Below are 16,687 nucleotides of genomic sequence, written 5' to 3'. Positions count from 1 at the left end.
ATTTCTCAATCACAAAATCCTTCAATTCTGGATAGCGACTCAATAACGTGTTTTTCTGTCGACGTTCACGATAACAATCCTGTGCAATCAGTGGGTAATAGTCATTTAATGCCTGAAATTCATCGTAAAAACGATTGCGATGAATCTCACGATAAATCGTAGATGGATGACGATTTAGATGATCTGAAATCTCGCGAACACTCTTTTTTCTTACTAATAATTTGAAAATATCTCTACGTTCTGGCAACGTAAGATGCCCATAACAACGTCCTGACATATAAAAATCTCCTTGCTCTAAATGCGTTGATTATACTCAGTTTTCGCACTTCAGAATAGAGACCTCCGGGCTAACAGTTAGTAGCGACATAACATAAATTATGGGAAATTCTTTTTTAATGTCCCTGTGGTTTTCCGTAACAACGATGTTCATTAATTTTATTATCTTCGATCTCGAACTACAATTTCCCCAACAGTTCTCTGTAATTGTGATTACACCAGATATATAAGATCAACTTCATTACTTTACATATTTCGTAGATAAATGTTTAGTGAAGAAGTATTAAAGCATAATAAATTTATTACTATTAATCATTGCTAAAGGTATATTCCTTTATACTTTAAAAATATCAGATGGAAAGATTCTTTAAGCTTATTAAAAATGAAAAAACAAGCCTAATTTTAGTAGCTTCTGGTTTAGTATTAATAGGTTTAGCAATCATTTTTTTTCTATGGTCTGATATTGGTTTAACATTTAATTCTAAGATTAATTCGGAGAAATTCGGTCAACTAGGAGATTTCATTGGAGGGATTGTTGGTTCAATGTGGGCTTTAGCTGGAGTCTTACTTTTCTATATTGCACTGACTGAACAGCGAGGAGATATACAGACTAATCAGAAAGCTTTAAAACTTCAAATTGAAGCTCTGAATAATCAAGAGAAAGAATTTAGACTACAGAGAAAAGAACTTGAGTCTAGTCGAAAAGTTTATGAACAACAAAGTAAGACATTCAGAATACAACAATTTGAATCCAACTTTTATTCATTATTAAATATATATATGTCGATCAAGAATAGTTTAAATGTTCTTGTTGAGAATAAAGACTATTTCAAAGATGTTTTTGAGAAATTAAAAATTGCATACGATAACAATGAAAATATTATTGAGCATCATATTAAAACTAATGACTCTTATTTTGCAATATACAATAATGAAAAAGGACATTTATCTCATTATTTCAAATCAATTTACAGAATACTAAAAATAATTGATACAGCTCCAAATTTTTCAAGAAAAGAGAAAGTGTTTTATTCTAAAATATTAAGAGCGCAAATAACAGACTATGAACAACTTATCCTTTATTACAATTCTCATTCTTATTATGGTTTAAAGGCTCAAAGTTTAATTCTGAATTATAATTTATTAAAACATATATCTTTATTTGATAAACCAGAATTTAAGTTTTACTATAATAATCAAGGAGAGAGTAATATTGCCCTTTTTCTTGACTTCTTAACAGCATTTCTTGCTACGCATATTAATGATTCTTATGATATTTCTTTTAATAAGAAAAAAATAGTGGAGAAGTTTGATCCATTTAATTGTTTAGTAGGAATGTATTTTGAAGAGCAAATTGAAGTGAAAATCTTTTGCAATAAAGATTTGTCAATAAATAATATAAAGTTGGAAGATAGCCAGTTTTCGGAATTCTTGAATATAGTTCTTCACGAAAGAATAGTTCTGAATACATATCTCTCTCCTGAGAAAGTCACAATATCTAAATATCTTACTGAAACTGAAAACGATAAAATTTTTGGATATATAATTTCTACAGATTCACAATTAAACCTTAATAGAGATAAATTCTAAAGGATGGAAAATACAATACAAAACCAACAGTTCAAGGATATATTTCAGAATTCGTTAAGATTGAATGCAAGAAGTACGTCAATTAAGACCTTATTAAGCGAACGAAATTTAAAAAGAATAGATTACTCTCCTTATTATCAAAGAAATTATGTGTGGGATAATGCTAAACAGACGTTTTTCATTGAAAGTGTTATACTTGGAACTGAAATTCCCCCACTTATTCTTTTTAAGACTGGAAAAAAAATAGAAGTCATTGATGGAAGGCAAAGGTTTGAAACCTTAAAAAGATTTAAGGAAAATGAAATAACACTTAAAACTAAGGGCTTAATGGAACTTCAGGTATTAAATAAAGTATCCTTTAATAAATTGAGTCCAATTAATCAGGAGATATTTTTAAGTTCTAATATTAGAATATTTGAATTTGAAATTATAAATCAGCCAAACCTCAAGGATGAAGTCATTGATAGGATAAAAAAGGAAATTTTCAGAAGGTATAATACAGGGATAACTCCATTGAGTAGAGATGAATTAGATAATGCAAAATATGATGAAGACCCATTTTCAGATTTTTTCAAGGAAGAATTGAGAAATGATTTTAATTTTTTAAATGATTTTAACACCTGTTTTTTTCCAAAAAATGTGGTTTCAAAAAGCGGGAATAATGATGGCATAATAACAAAGAATGTTGATTTTATCCGGAGATATAGAATCTTGAAAAGTTTCCCTATTTCAAAATATGCAGCAGGAGGAAGAATAGAAACGATAGAACTTCTATATGATTTTGCTAAGAATAATACAGAAGCTGATCCAGAAGAATTTTCAGATTTCAAATCTATTCTGATGAGAACTATAGATATATATAATGAGATGAGTGATGAAGTTGTACTTAGAAATAAGTACATTTATGAATGCATTTTATGGGCTTTGACAATTCTTAAGGAAAAACAAATAGAGGTTACATTTGACAAGAAAAAGTTTTCCGATCATTTCAGAGAAAATATAAATAATTATTCAGAAGATAGTAGTCATCATTATGGAAATATAATTACAAGGTATACAGATACTTCTACATTCTTCAGTTCAATAACCGATTTTGATTTTAATGGTTACATTAAAAATGAAGATTTCAAAGAAAGATTAAGCGAACTTCGTCAAACGGAAGTAGATGCAGCGAAGTCAATTGAAGAATTGTCTAGTTTAAGATCTAACAAACCTAATCCAATTTCGACTCCTGTTGATGAGATTCGAAACGATCTAAAATCAACAAGGTATTTGGTTAGACCTTCTTATCAAAGACAAGAAAAAATTAATATATCAAAAGCGTCATCTATAATAGAGAGTATATTACTTGGTATAAATCTTCCTCCGATTTTTATTTTCATAAGAAAAGATAACATAAAAGAAATTGTTGATGGGCAGCAAAGGTTATTGGCTATTATAGGTTTTCTAGGAGAACAATATTATAACGAAAATGGAAATTTCACATATTCAAAAAACAACAATTTTAAGCTTAAAGATTTAAGAATACTTACCAATTTAGAAGGATGTAATTTTAGTTCATTAACAGATGATCAACAGGATAAAATACTTGATTTTGTAATAGATCTTATAATAATAGAGCAAGGAGTTAATACAAAGTTTGATCCAATTGACCTATTTATACGGTTGAATTACAAACCTTACCCTATAAAAAATAACTCATTTGAGATGTGGAATTCTATTATTGATATTGATATAATAAGAAAGATAAAGACAGTAACTTCTAATAATGATCATTTAGTCTGGTTTTATTTGAGAGAAAAAGTGTCAGGAAAGCCAGATAGAATGTTAAATGAAGAGATGATAACTATTTTATCCTACATTTCTTATAATAATGCTAGAGGTAATGATATTGAAGAAATAATTGGTTTTTTTCCGAGAAAAGATAGAATAACCTGTCGATTAAAAAATAAAAAGGCAATGACGTCATTTTTGTTAGATTTGGATACCGACGAAAAAGAAAAACAACAATTCATTCTTTCAATTGATAGAACAAGTGAATTGATTGATAAATTAGGAAAGTTATTTCCAGAGCTTCCTACTAAGGATACGTTTAATAATTTCCTTAATGTGAAGAATAATCTAATAATTAGAAGATCTTTACAAGATTTTTATCTTATTTGGTTAATAATTGATAATATTTCAGAATACCATTTTCAAAATAGTAAAAACTTAATTCTTGATGATATTCGTCGTATTCTATCAATCTTAAAAAATGTAAATGACGATGAAGTAAATGATATTTTTCTTACTGATTTTAAAAAAGAATTAGACTTGTTAAAAGGCAAATACAATTAAAAACACTCTAATCATAAATATCATTGATTATAGAACTGCTTTAGTTACATAAGGTGTGTTCTGGAAAATAATCAAAAGCTTGAAGATGAGTGTTGGTTAACCAAAATATTCCCAATATGTAAGCGCTTCCAGACCCATCAACTTACATTTTCAGTCATATTTATATTAATTCCTTACGAGGAGCGACAAGCCTAATGACGAGTGGTCTAGACCAAAATGCCGAGTCAACTAGCATCTATTACAAAATATGTCAGTGAAAAACACCTTAAAATTCTGTTAAAAACAAAAGCGAGTAGGGGATCATATAGACAACGGCGCTTCTTGCGTGAGCGGATTAAATAGCGATATAGTTTCAGTTTTTGACCTTCTTCGCTATAAATAAACTGTCGCAAGGTGATCATTTTTTATGAAGATAATAAACATTTCCTTTTTGTACTTTCGCATCCTTTGTCAAAGTTACGCTATGAGATAATTTTTTAAGATTGTCATTAATCATGATAAGGTTATCATTTATAGACTTTAGGGAAGCTCTAATTCTTTTAAGGTCTTCTAATGTATTTGACATCTCTCTTTCCCCCATATAGTTACTTGTTATTATGCTGTTCTTACCTCACCAATGAAATCTGATACTTTATGCTTTAAGGTTTCAGCTTGCCGCCCTAATTCACTTGAGGCTTTTAACACATCGTTTGCTGCTTCCCCAGTTGTGTGAGCAGCCTCGTTAACATTTGCTACGCTTGAGTTTAGATCATTCATGTTAGTTGAGGAGGTCTGCGTACTTCTGCTTATTTCCTCTGTTGCGGCAGTCTGCTCTTTAATGGCGGTTGAGATAGCTTCTGCTGAAACATTGACATCATGAATTTTCTTTCCAATATTCTTAATCGCCTGAACCGCTTCCTTTATTTGATCTTGAACAGATTGAACTTCGTTGGATATTTGTTCTGTTGCTTTAGATGTTTCATTGGCAAGACTTTTAACTTCATCTGCAACTACAGCAAAGCCCTTACCAACTTCACCAGCACGTGCTGATTCTATAGTTGCATTAAGAGCAAGCAGGTTGGTTTGTTCTGCAATGTTCTGAATGAGGCCTACTATGTCACCGATGTTTTCTGAAGCCATCAAAAGCTCCTCTATTTGTTCCGATGCCTTTTGTGCATCCTCCGTAACCGCATTAGATGCTTGACTTGTGGTCTGCACCTGCTGACTTAAATCATGAATTGATGTACTCAACTCTTCTGAAGCTGCCGCTACAGTTTGAATATTCTGAGTTGTTGATTGTGAGGCTACCGACATAGACTCTGACTGATCTGTTGTTTCTTTTGCAATACCCGACATAGACTCCGCGGTTACATTAAGCTCTGTCGAGGAGGCTGTCAAGCCATTCACAAGATCAGAAACAGCCTGCTCAAAATCAGCTGTAAGCATTTCAAGGCTTTTAGCTCTTTCTAACTGTTGTTGTTGTTCCTTTTTTTGCTCAGCTTCCAATCGTTGCATTTCAAAACTATTCTCTCTGAGAATTTCTACACTACGTGCCATCTTGCCAATTTCATCCCCTCTATCACCTCCTGGAATATTTATTTCTAAATTATTATCTGACAACTCAATAAGAGAAGCTGTTAACATGCCCACAGGTCGACTAATTTGTTTTCCAATCCATAATGCAAGAGCAACAGAAAAGAACACAATAACTACAATGATACTCATAACTACTAGAAATGTTTGACGAGAAAAAGTATCCGCTTCTTGGGACATAAACTTATAATGCTCTCTCATCTCAACTGCCAACTGATCTAGTAAAGGAGATGATTGGGCAAAAATTTTACTTAACTTGTCTATCTCTTCCTGATTAGACAATACAATTTCGGCAAAGGAATTAAAATTTCTATGATAATCATTCATAAGTTTTAATATACCTTTTTGAGCCTCAACTGGAATAAAGCTGGATAGCAATGTACGTTTGAATTCTGTTAGGCGATCATTCATTCGCTCTACATATTTAGGATCTTTACGTATAATAAAATCTTTTTCATGGCGACGCATCATTAGTATGATAACTGATAGTTCGGGTTGTACAAACTCATGGAACTTGGATTCAACTCGGTGTACTGATTTACGTAATTTTCCTTCCAGCCCCTCCTTATGTGATAAACCTCTCTTTTCTACATTAGTTGTAACAAGAGCAAACTGATTTACATATTTGTCAAAGTTGGTTTCAATGGTGTTCAGACGAATAACAACATCCGGTGACTGAATGAGCTGACTTAGCTCTTTGAGTTGCGCATGCACTTTGGAAACACTATCCGCATGTTTACCCAAATATTTTTTGTCACCACGGAGTAAAAAATCTTTTTCACTTCGCCTTGAATTTAGAAATTCATATTGGATCCCATTAACAAATCGAAGCTGCTTATTGGCTAAAGAAGATTTTTCCTGTAGTTGGGCCACTCGATAGTTGCCATAAAAATACACGCCTCCTATCACTATCATCCCAAGAAAAACAACAAGCCCTATCAAATTGATTTGCGAACCTATTTTATAGTTTTTAAGCTTCAGGTTTTTAGTCATAGTTTCTTTCCTCTCAATAATTACTATATGATGATTCTCAATGTAATTAAGATATTTTAGTATGCGAACCAATGATTTCTGTTAACTACAGTAAAGAATGTTACACTATTTAAGAGAAAAATACATTTATCCCCCGTCTATTTTCAAAAGCTTATATTTTTTCATTAAAAGCGTGTTATGATTTGGACACAGTATGTTCCATATAGATATATGGAAAAAGAGGTAGTTTACAAATAAAAATTGAAAAACTTCTACTTTCTTATTTGTTATTTAGAGGAGAGGAATTATGATTAAAAGATTAGGACTTTACGCTTCAGTTTCGGCTATAATCCTGTTAAGCACCCCTTGCACCAAAGCCGCAGATATATCTATTGAACAAATACAAGCACAGCTTTCAGCCCTATCTGCTGAAGTCAAATCACTATCTAAGACGGTCAAGCAGCAAAATGAAAGAATAAAACAGAAAGAAGCAGAGTTAAATGTTTATAAACTGAATTCAACAGATTCTGTTACTAACATTCAATCCACCAAAAATAATGGGCTTGGAAATGTAAAAATTACTATGAAACCTTCCCCAAGGATTGAATCCCAGGATGGAAAATTTTCGTTCCAGCCCTTCGGTCGAGTACATTTAGATGCAACTCATTTTAATGACGATAAATTCGACCATAGCAGTAATGCTAATTTCAGACGGGCACGTCTTGGTTTTAAAGGGAAGCTTGGTGATGATTTTAACTATAAATCAGAGATGGGCTTTGGAGGAGAGAAGGCAAATTTCAAGGATATTTTCCTTTCATATACTGGATTTGAAAACATTGATATTAAAGTTGGTCATCAAAAACCTTCTTTCGGAATGGAACAAAACACAAGTTCAAACTATATTATGATGATTGAACGCTCTTCACCTACAAATGCCTTTACTCGTGATCACGAAATTGGGCTTAATGTTCTTGCAGGTGGTGATTCATGGTCTTTTGGTGTTGGTGTTTTTAACGAAGACGGAGGAAATACAGGAACAGATGATGATGAAGATATTACGTATGATCTACGCGGATCCGTTAATCTATTGGCACTCGGGGATAGTGAAAATGTGCTCCATCTTGGTGCTGGTTATAGTCATCGTGAGCCTACGGGATCCGTACGTTTTCGTGCACGACCTGGAGCAGGGGATGGCTCACATTTGGTTGATACTGGTAACATAACATTTGTTAAGAATGTTAGTGTATACAGTGCGGAGCTAGCAGTCATATATGGGCCTTTTAGTCTTCAGAGTGAGTATTTTAATGCCAATGTTTCCCGTAATGAGGGAAACAAGAGCGCCAATTTCGAAGGATATTATGGGCAGATAGGGTATTTACTTACGGGAGAACGTCGACCATATAAAGGAATAACTGGAAACTTTGGACGTGTAAAGCCTCATTCGTCTTTCAGTCCTCATAATGGAGACTGGGGTGCATGGGAAATTCTGACACGTTATGATAGCACCGATCTAAATGATGCCCTCTCAGGTATTATGGGAGGTAAGATGGAAACATTGAGTTTTGGAGTAAACTGGTACTTGACAAATCATGTTCGTTTTATGGCTAACGTTGTTAATGCTGATTCGGATTTGAATGTTGCCACTGTAGCAAATGATGATCCAACTGTTTACAACTTTCGTCTTCAATGGGATTTTTAAGGCAAGAGACTTCCTTAGGATGATTTCTCAAGAGGCTTTAGTGCATTGCGCAAACATTGAGTTAGGTGTTTTGGGTGAGCTTTAATCAATGATATTGAGTCACATTCTTGAAAGTCATAGAATTTTGTAATGGCATCTACGAATGCAGCAATGATTAAATCCTCATCAAAATTGTGTTGTTCAAAATGTAGAAATTTGATCTCTAAATGTCTGATTTTTCGATGAGCTTTACAGTCCATCCGTCCAATAAACTTATCCCGATAAAGTAAGGGTAAACTAAAGTAACCATACTTGCGCTTGATTGCGGGTACATAACATTCCATTTGGTAGTCGAATTGAAATAGTGCTTTAAGCCGTTCACGCTGAATGACACTATTGTCGAATGGTGAAAGAATTGACATACGGTTACTCAACCGAGGAAGAGAGCGTTCTAATTCACCTGTTTTGATTAGAAATAATTCACCGCTGCTAATTTGTATTTGTTCTAAATCACCCTCTGCCAACCGTTCGTTTACTAAGTCTTTTACTGCTTTCCGCAGTTTAGCATTACGACGTTGGTAGGTTAACCCCTTAAGTGATGCAAACCCATGACAGTGTAACTGCTGATCAACAATGTGCATTGCAAACTCTTCTATGCTGGGAATCTGCGAATTGACATGAGGTGGTAGTACTCGCTCAGTTAGATCATATGTTTTTTGGAAACCTTCACGATTACTTACCATTAACTCTCCCCCCATATACAACTGTTCGAGTGCCTTTTTCGCTGGCTTAAAGTCCCACCATCCGGAGGAGCCTTTTGTGGTATTAGTTTCTATATCACGAGATCGTAAAGGACCATCTGAACGTATGCGTGCTAACAGCTCCCCCATAAGCTTCTTATCAGGGTTTTTATACCAATGGGTTTCGCCACTTTTAATGGCTTGTTTGTAGGGCAATGAGAAACGAAAATCAGTGATAGGGAGAAAAGCGGCAGCATGTGTCCAATATTCAAAAATATCTCCATCGAGTAACATTTGATTTGTCATTGCTGACTTGAACTTGGGTACTCTGGAGTGAAAAACATGATGGTGCGCTCTCTCTACCACCGATATAGTATCAATCTGCACATATCCTATGTGATTAATCGCCTTACGTGCCCCGGCCAAACCAGACCCATAGGGCTGTGTTTGAAGTAGCCCTTGTGCAGCTAAGGCAAGTCGACATAAACGCGCCAAATCTTGCGGATATTTCATTTCAATTATGGGCATACTTACCGAATATTTTTACAATACATTCATTTCACTGATCTGAACTTCTATGCGAAGTACGATGGCTTGTAAAGCTTCATCGAAAATCTCTTAAAGCTTCTGTAATCAAGGTAGTTCCTTGGAACACAACCATACAAACTATGGCACTTCTTGTATGATCGGAATAAAGAGAGAAATAGTCTTAATTTTTGACCTTCTCTGCTATAATTAAACTTGTAAATTGTTTCCAAAGATAAATTTTAAATCAATTAAAAACCTCCTATATTTGTGAAAAATAAAATGGATATATGTGTACTGGTACACATATCCAATTGTTGGCAAACATTAGAGAAAATGCATATTTTAAAACAATGTTTTTACCTAATACTCATTTTGGTTTTTACTTCTTGTAACTTAAGTAAAGAATATTATGAAAATGGTATGATTGAAAAAATAGGTAAAATTTCTAATGGAAAAAGGAATGGTAATTGGAAATATTACTTCCAAAATGGAAATTTTCAAGGTGGCGGAAATTATAAAAACGGAAAAAGGACTGGACAATGGAAATGGTTTCATAACAATGGAGAATTAGAGCAAGTCGGAGAATATCGGAATGATGAACAGGATGGAGAATGGGAATTCTATCACGACAACGGAAATCAATCTGGTTTTGGTACTCTTGATAACGGAAAAAAAATTGAAAAATGGATTTGGTATCACTCTAATGGAATTTTATACACGGAAAGAGAATGGAATAATGGGAAATTAACTAAAATCATTTCTTGTTATGATGGTCAAAGTAAAGAATTGGATAAAGGAACTTTCGTTAATGGAAATGGAACGATGAAATTGTATGATATTAAAGGAAATCTAATTGATACAATTGAATATGAAAATGGTGAATATATAAAATAACGTTTGCCAACAATATATATGTGATCATAGCAGTTAAGTGACAAATCCAATGGTTATTGTATTTTTGGTAAGGCGCAATACTTGCAAAAAGGAAAAGTTACCTACCATTTGAAAAAACACTCCGCATAAAAAAGACAATATGTTTCATTTCGATAAAAATTTTGGATTATTTGTAGGTAAACTAGCGGATAATATTTATCATAAACATTATGCTTTGCAAATAAGTGTTTCGGTAAAGTCTAAAATGGAACTTTCTATAAAAAACGAAAATGAACTATTGGGAAAATCTTTTTTTATTAATTCAAAGATTGAGCATAAATTGCTTAGTAAATCAACTCAGTTAACAATACTTATTAATCCTTTAAGTTCTATTGGACACCAATTTCATTTTCAATTTGGGAACATTAATTTTTCAACCCTTGATAAAAATTTATCGAATAAGTTAATTGAAACTTTAAATCAATTTGAAAATTCAGAGATTAATTTTAAAATTCTATGTGAGTTGATAAGCAAAGTTTTGGCAGATTATCAATGTCCTTGTGTATCGAAAAATCATTTAGACGACCAAAGAATTTTAAATGCCTTAAAGTATATGGATGCCAATTTTGAAAAAATATTAAGCCTAGAAGAAGTTGCTAAAAAATGCTTTTTATCGCCAACTCGTTTTTTACATTTATTTAAAGAAAAAACAAATTTAACCTTTAGAAGATACCAATTGTGGAATAAATTAATAAAATCACTTCCATTTTTGATAAATAATTCTATTACAGAAACAGCCTACAACTTCGGATTTTCAGACAGTTCACACTACACACGAACTTTTAAAGAAACTTTTGGGGTAACACCAAAATTTTTTTCACCAAAAACATAGCCAGTTCATACAATTTTAAGTCTGTTTAACTTCTCAACTTTGTATTCTAATAAAAACAAAATGAGAATCATATTATCTATTATACTATTAACACAGTTAAATGCATTTTCACAAACAAACGTAAAAACAATGAACAATTACCTAAAAGAAACTGAAATATTAAACTATTCAAATCCTTCGATTCAATCTTTAATTGAAGAGAAAAAATGGATGGAATTAGATACAATTGAAAGAGTTAAGTCAATTTACAATTTTGTTAGAGATGATATTGAATTTGGCTATAATGTTTCTGACAACATTACTGCAACACAGGTTTTAGAAGATGGTTATGGACAATGTAACACAAAAGCAACATTGCTAATGGCACTTTTGCGAGCAACTGGAATACCTAATAGAATTCACGGATTTACAATAGATAAAGCTTTGCAAAAAGGAGCAATTAGTGGTATTTGGTATAAATTATCGCCAAAAAACATTTTACATAGTTGGGTAGAAGTGTATGTTAATGAAACTTGGTATTTTCTTGAAGGAGTTATATTAGACAAAGAATATTTAACCAAATTACAAGAAAAGAATAAATATTGTAAAACTACATTTTGTGGTTATGGTGCATATACAGATAGTTTTGAAAATCCACCAATTGAATGGAATTTAAACAATACCTTTATTCAAGACAAAGGAATAAATCAAGATTTTGGTCTATTTGATACACCTGATGAATTCTATGCAAAACACCAGCAAAAACTTGGAGCATTTAAAAGGTTTATTTACAGAAAAATAGTTAGACACAGAATGAACAAGAATGTTGAAAAGATAAGAAACGACAGCTAACGGTTAGTATAATAATACATCAAAGAAGAAAGGTTTGTCTGGTTGAAAACCAAGGTGTTAAAAAGTATTTCTGAAAAAACATTAGAATTTATTTGACTCTTACGCTACGTCATACCCTACATTTGTATCGTTAATCAATAATTAAATGGAAAATTATTCTGTTAAAAATCTTTCTGAATTGGCTGGAATAAGTGTAAGGACATTGCATTACTACGATCAAATTGACTTACTAAAACCATCAATTCGTACTGAGGCTAAGTATCGATTTTATGGTAAAAAGGAGTTACTACGTTTGCAACAAATTCTTTTTTTTAAGGAACTAGGTTTTTCCTTAAAAGAGATTTGTAAAATTATGGATAACCCCGAATTTGATTTGTTATTGGCTCTCTCAAATCATAAAGTAGAACTAAAGAAAAGACGGGATAGAATAGAAACTTTAATAGATACAATTGACAAAACAATTTTTAATCAATTTAAAAAGAAAATGTTAAAACCAGAAGAATTGTACGTAGGTTTATCAAAAGAAACTGCTGAAACCTATCGTGCAGAAGCCATAAAAACATATGGCGCAAAAGCAGTTGAAACCTCTGAGAAAAGTTTGTTAAAACTTACCAAAGAGCAAATAGTTAATTTAAGAGAAGAACAAATTAAAATTACCCATCAACTTTCTTCACTTATGAATGAAAGCTATGATAGTGATAAAGTTCAAAACGTAATTGCTAAGCATTACGTAGTTACACGTAAATTTTGGGGAACTCACAATTCAAAAGACCCGGAATCAGAGAAATACTTAGGACTGGGAGAGTTGTTCACAACTGATGAGCGTTTTACAGAGATTGAAGGAAACCCTCAACCTGAACTCGCTAAATTTATGAATAATGCAATGAGCTATTTTGCAAAGAACAAATTAGGTTGATAAATATTCAAGCTGATGAATAAAAAACGAACCGCTAACAATGTGCTAAAACAATAAGGGTTTAGTGCTTGATTTAAAGTTTATTACATTTTATTTAATCCGCAAAATTCACAATTTTGCGGATTTTTTATTAGTCTCAGATTTAGGTGAAAGCCCTGCAATTTCAGTAGTGCGAAAAAATCTATACTTTAGATTTCGATGGATTTTTAAAATAAGAAAAGGTTCTCATACAGCAAGTCGTTTGACCTGCCACATAGTTTGGCCTACAAAGTACAGGTATAAAGTTCTTCGGGGAGACATTCAGATACGTTGTAGAGAGTTATTAATTCAAATTTGTGAAGCAGAAAGTATTGAAATATTGAAAGGTATTGTGAGTGCTGACCATATTCATAGAGAGGTATTGCAATTATTTGAGATACTACATTATTGCATGGCAATCTTTGCCAATGTTTGTTATAATATCCAAATAATGGGATATAAGGATTAATCATGCCGTCAATGAACATTAGTTTGACTGAGGAGCTAGTTTCTGTTGTCCAGGGGAAAGTAGATAGTGGGATGTATAATAATGCTAGCGAGGTAGTCCGTGAGGCACTTAGATACATGGAAAACAATGAAGAACTGGTGGATTTTATTAAGCTAGAGGCATTGAAAAAAAGATTAGCTCCTGCAATTCAAAATGGCGAGAATGGCACCTATGCCGAATATTCTTTAGAAAATCTTACCTCAGAACTTAATGAAGAAATGCATTAGAAATGTTTTTCCGTCTTACACCTGAAGCAAAAGATAGCCTAAAGTCTATTGTAAAAACACTCATAAGCAATATGGCAAAAAACAACGTGATATTTATCTTAAACTGTTAGACGATAGCTTTAAATATCTTACAGAATTCCCAATGAAAGGCGTAGCTAGACCTGAAATACATAGTAGACTCAGAAGTTATCCGGTCAAAGAACATATAGTGTATTATTTAATCAAAAAGGATCATATTGTTGTCGTAGATGTACTCCATAAACGCATGGAATCCCATAAACATATCATTGTGAAATAATAATGCCAGCTTGCAACCAATCCATATTAGACAAACCTTATTTTTATGATGAAGCAGCCGCCTTTTCACATTTAGAGGGTATCATGTGGCCGAATGGAGCTGTGTGCCCTCATTGTAGCGCTAAAGATCGTATCTATGAGCTGAAAGGGAAGAGTACGCGGGTAGGACTAAAGAAATGTGGTAATTGCCGCAAACAATTCACAGTAAAAATAGGTACGGTATTTGAATCAAGCCATGTTCCTTTGCATAAGTGGTTACAAGCTTTTTATCTAATGACATCTGGTAAAGAAAACATTTCCATTCATAAATTGCATCAAGTGCTGGAAGTAACGTACAAGACTGCTTGGCATATGAATGAAAGATTGAGTGATGTGATGCGCGAATCCATAGAGGAGATTTGTAAGAAAATAGCAATGCTCGATCTTAATTACGAATCTAATCGTGAAGAGATATTAGAGCTTGAATCTATTGTTTTTGATTTTATCCATGCTATTAGATCGTGGGAAGAATACTAACTGAATATTTTTAATGATTATTTGCAACCAGGGTAGTTTTTGGAAGCCTAACACACTGATATATAATGGCTATTGGCTATGTAACTAAAAAATACATAATATAGATTATGAAAATGTGTAATTATTTATATTAACTCATGACTTCTTGAAAGTTTTACCAAATCATCAAGTGAGGCTGAACAAAATTAATTTTACCGGAATTCTTACTCTATTAACTTTTCATTAACAATTCTCTTGTATTCTAGAATCTGATCTTTTATTTACCCTTTGGGTGAATTGTTCTGCAATTCACCATACTAGGGGAATTGCAGAGTTTTTATTAATCCTTAAAACTCTTTTACAATGAATATTTTCAAAATTCTAAAACAACAAGAAACAAGCAATTATGAAGAATGGCTTCAACGATTTGCAAATACAGCATCAAAGCCTAAAGTAGAAATGAGAATTTCCACTGGCTCAGATAATCCTGATACCAATGCAATCCTAATTGACTATAACTTGGTTGATCAAGAAGAAAAAGAATACGGAACTTACTTCATATTTAAAGACTACTATGATCATAGTAATTATAAATCACTTGAGCTTAATGTGGTTAAAGGTTTTAACGATATTATCGTTTTAACGGGATCTTATATTACTAACGAAAAACCAGTATTTGTTTTCGAATTAGTGACTAAGTCATTATCTATGTTTTCTATAAGTGGTGTAGCTGAAGAAAATGGTCAAGTCGTTCCTTGTCTTTTAACTTTCAATGTACAATACTAATTGTAATTACAATTTTTACTAAAGAGAAACCATTTTGTGGTTTCTCTTTTTTTTGTATCCGCTTATACCAATATCACAAAATCCAATATATAGAAAATTAGGGGTAAATACCTGTATGTAAATATTATGTATTTCAATAACTTAGTTAAGAAATGGTGTAAAATATATTGTTACATTAATTATTAATTAAATTAGGTTATTCAATGAGGGAGATTCTAAAAAAAATAATTTCTATTTGGGGTTATTTTTTGGCTATAGCTTCGGGTATTTGGTTGTATTTTGAAACTAGTGACTTCTTCAAAGAAAACCAACTTTATTTTATAGTTGGTAGTTTAATTCTATCAGTTATTGCTTATTATGCATTTGAGTACTTTGAGAGGAAATTTAAATCTAAATCTTTTAAATATTCGATTAACGAATCCTTAAAAAACATTAAAGTAACCATTGAAGGAATGGATGCAAAAACAAAAAAATATGAGCTTCTTTTATTTTTGTGGAGAATTAAAATTGAAGAAAAGAAGTTGGAAAATATTTATAGTGGGAATTGGTCATTAAAAGCTTTGGAAACTTATGAATACTCTAGGTATGTTTTTGGTAGCATCTTAAAGCTCTTATCCGAAGAAGATACCTACAACACTTTATCTAATTTAGACTTTTGGGCAGCTGACAGATTTGGAGACACTGACTTTATAGCAATGAATTTAGACGCTTCAAAACGGGGAGTAACAATAAATAGAGTAATTATCTTAGATGGGAATATTCTAGAAAACCCTAAATCATTTAACAAAGAAATAACCAAAATAAGAGAAATTGTAAATGAAATAAAGCTTAGAATGGAAGATGTTAAGAATCTAAATAATTTTTTCTATATATCGAAAAACTACCTAGAAGAATCATTGCCTCCTGTTCCATTTGCCTTAATTTCGGATAAGAAAAGCATTAATTATATGACTATTTCACCTTCTAATTTATCGGATAAAAATCCAGAAATCAAAATAGATATAAAAAAATCCAAACATGAGATTCATTATGACATAAATAAAAATAGGTTTGATGAAATATTTTTTGGTAGAAGAAATAAACTATTATCCGTAGATGCAATGAAAGCTTTAATTGACAATACTAAGTAATTCAGAATAGAGTGGCTCCCC

14 protein-coding genes and 2 pseudogenes are annotated in these 16,687 nt (G+C 32.2%); 13 read left to right on the top strand and 3 right to left on the bottom strand.

Going from position 1 to position 16,687, the window contains the following annotated elements:
• On the bottom strand, positions 1-277 hold a 277-nt coding region (locus Z054_RS32805; protein ID WP_152538694.1), incomplete at its 3' end, for a helix-turn-helix domain-containing protein.
• A 353-nt stretch (positions 278-630) separates the two neighbouring features.
• On the opposite strand from Z054_RS32805, the gene Z054_RS0126720 reads away from it, so the two are divergent.
• Positions 631-1,866: a putative phage abortive infection protein gene (locus tag Z054_RS0126720; RefSeq protein WP_024773050.1), complete on the top strand. Its 1,236-nt coding sequence runs from the start codon at positions 631-633 to the stop codon at positions 1,864-1,866.
• A 3-nt stretch (positions 1,867-1,869) separates the two neighbouring features.
• Positions 1,870-4,203 carry a DUF262 domain-containing protein gene (locus Z054_RS30685; RefSeq protein ID WP_024773049.1) on the top strand — a complete coding sequence of 778 codons (2,334 nt, stop codon included), beginning with the start codon at positions 1,870-1,872 and terminating at the stop codon, positions 4,201-4,203.
• A gap of 594 nt (positions 4,204-4,797) precedes the next feature.
• Here Z054_RS30685 and Z054_RS0126705 read toward each other — a convergent pair.
• A complete protein-coding gene (locus tag Z054_RS0126705; protein WP_152538693.1) occupies positions 4,798-6,768 on the bottom strand; it encodes a methyl-accepting chemotaxis protein in 1,971 nt (656 codons plus the stop codon).
• A gap of 562 nt (positions 6,769-7,330) precedes the next feature.
• On the opposite strand from Z054_RS0126705, the gene Z054_RS0126700 reads away from it, so the two are divergent.
• Complete coding sequence (locus tag Z054_RS0126700; protein ID WP_161635353.1) at positions 7,331-8,446, top strand: OprO/OprP family phosphate-selective porin; 1,116 nt, start codon at positions 7,331-7,333, stop codon at positions 8,444-8,446.
• A gap of 14 nt (positions 8,447-8,460) precedes the next feature.
• Here Z054_RS0126700 and Z054_RS0126695 read toward each other — a convergent pair whose 3' ends face one another.
• Positions 8,461-9,693 (bottom strand): winged helix-turn-helix domain-containing protein, encoded by a 1,233-nt coding sequence (locus Z054_RS0126695; RefSeq protein ID WP_206538818.1) that lies wholly within the window; start codon positions 9,691-9,693, stop codon positions 8,461-8,463.
• 333 nt (positions 9,694-10,026) lie between these two features.
• Between Z054_RS0126695 and Z054_RS0126690 the strand changes: the two genes are divergently transcribed.
• From Z054_RS0126690 to Z054_RS0126650, 10 genes and pseudogenes are all read left to right on the top strand, one after another.
• A complete protein-coding gene (locus Z054_RS0126690; RefSeq protein ID WP_161635352.1) occupies positions 10,027-10,587 on the top strand; it encodes a toxin-antitoxin system YwqK family antitoxin in 561 nt (186 codons plus the stop codon).
• Positions 10,588-10,726: 139 nt separating this feature from the next.
• On the top strand, positions 10,727-11,458 hold the full coding sequence (locus Z054_RS30680) for a helix-turn-helix transcriptional regulator (RefSeq protein ID WP_024773043.1): 732 nt from the start codon (positions 10,727-10,729) through the stop codon (positions 11,456-11,458).
• A 60-nt stretch (positions 11,459-11,518) separates the two neighbouring features.
• Positions 11,519-12,289, top strand: a complete 771-nt coding sequence (locus tag Z054_RS0126680; RefSeq protein ID WP_241461465.1) for a transglutaminase-like domain-containing protein — start codon at positions 11,519-11,521, stop codon at positions 12,287-12,289.
• Between the two features lie 145 nt (positions 12,290-12,434).
• Positions 12,435-13,205: a MerR family transcriptional regulator gene (locus tag Z054_RS0126675; protein ID WP_024773041.1), complete on the top strand. Its 771-nt coding sequence runs from the start codon at positions 12,435-12,437 to the stop codon at positions 13,203-13,205.
• Positions 13,206-13,407: 202 nt separating this feature from the next.
• Positions 13,408-13,605: pseudogene (gene tnpA / locus Z054_RS29445) on the top strand (IS200/IS605 family transposase); the annotation flags it as partial.
• A 98-nt stretch (positions 13,606-13,703) separates the two neighbouring features.
• A complete protein-coding gene (locus Z054_RS0126665; RefSeq protein WP_024773039.1) occupies positions 13,704-13,958 on the top strand; it encodes a type II toxin-antitoxin system ParD family antitoxin in 255 nt (84 codons plus the stop codon).
• Positions 13,959-14,025: 67 nt separating this feature from the next.
• Positions 14,026-14,256 (top strand): annotated as a pseudogene (locus tag Z054_RS32800) (type II toxin-antitoxin system RelE/ParE family toxin); the annotation flags it as partial.
• A 2-nt stretch (positions 14,257-14,258) separates the two neighbouring features.
• A complete protein-coding gene (locus Z054_RS29440) occupies positions 14,259-14,771 on the top strand; it encodes a transposase (RefSeq protein ID WP_024773038.1) in 513 nt (170 codons plus the stop codon).
• 342 nt (positions 14,772-15,113) lie between these two features.
• Positions 15,114-15,536, top strand: a complete 423-nt coding sequence (locus Z054_RS0126655) for a hypothetical protein (RefSeq protein ID WP_024773037.1) — start codon at positions 15,114-15,116, stop codon at positions 15,534-15,536.
• A 203-nt stretch (positions 15,537-15,739) separates the two neighbouring features.
• Positions 15,740-16,666, top strand: a complete 927-nt coding sequence (locus Z054_RS0126650; RefSeq protein ID WP_024773036.1) for a hypothetical protein — start codon at positions 15,740-15,742, stop codon at positions 16,664-16,666.
• The last annotated feature ends 21 nt before the right edge of the window (positions 16,667-16,687 follow it).

The sequence above is a fragment of the Aquimarina macrocephali JAMB N27 genome (genome assembly GCF_000520995.1).
Taxonomy (GTDB): domain Bacteria; phylum Bacteroidota; class Bacteroidia; order Flavobacteriales; family Flavobacteriaceae; genus Aquimarina; species Aquimarina macrocephali.
This window is presented reverse-complemented; position numbering and strand designations above follow the sequence as displayed.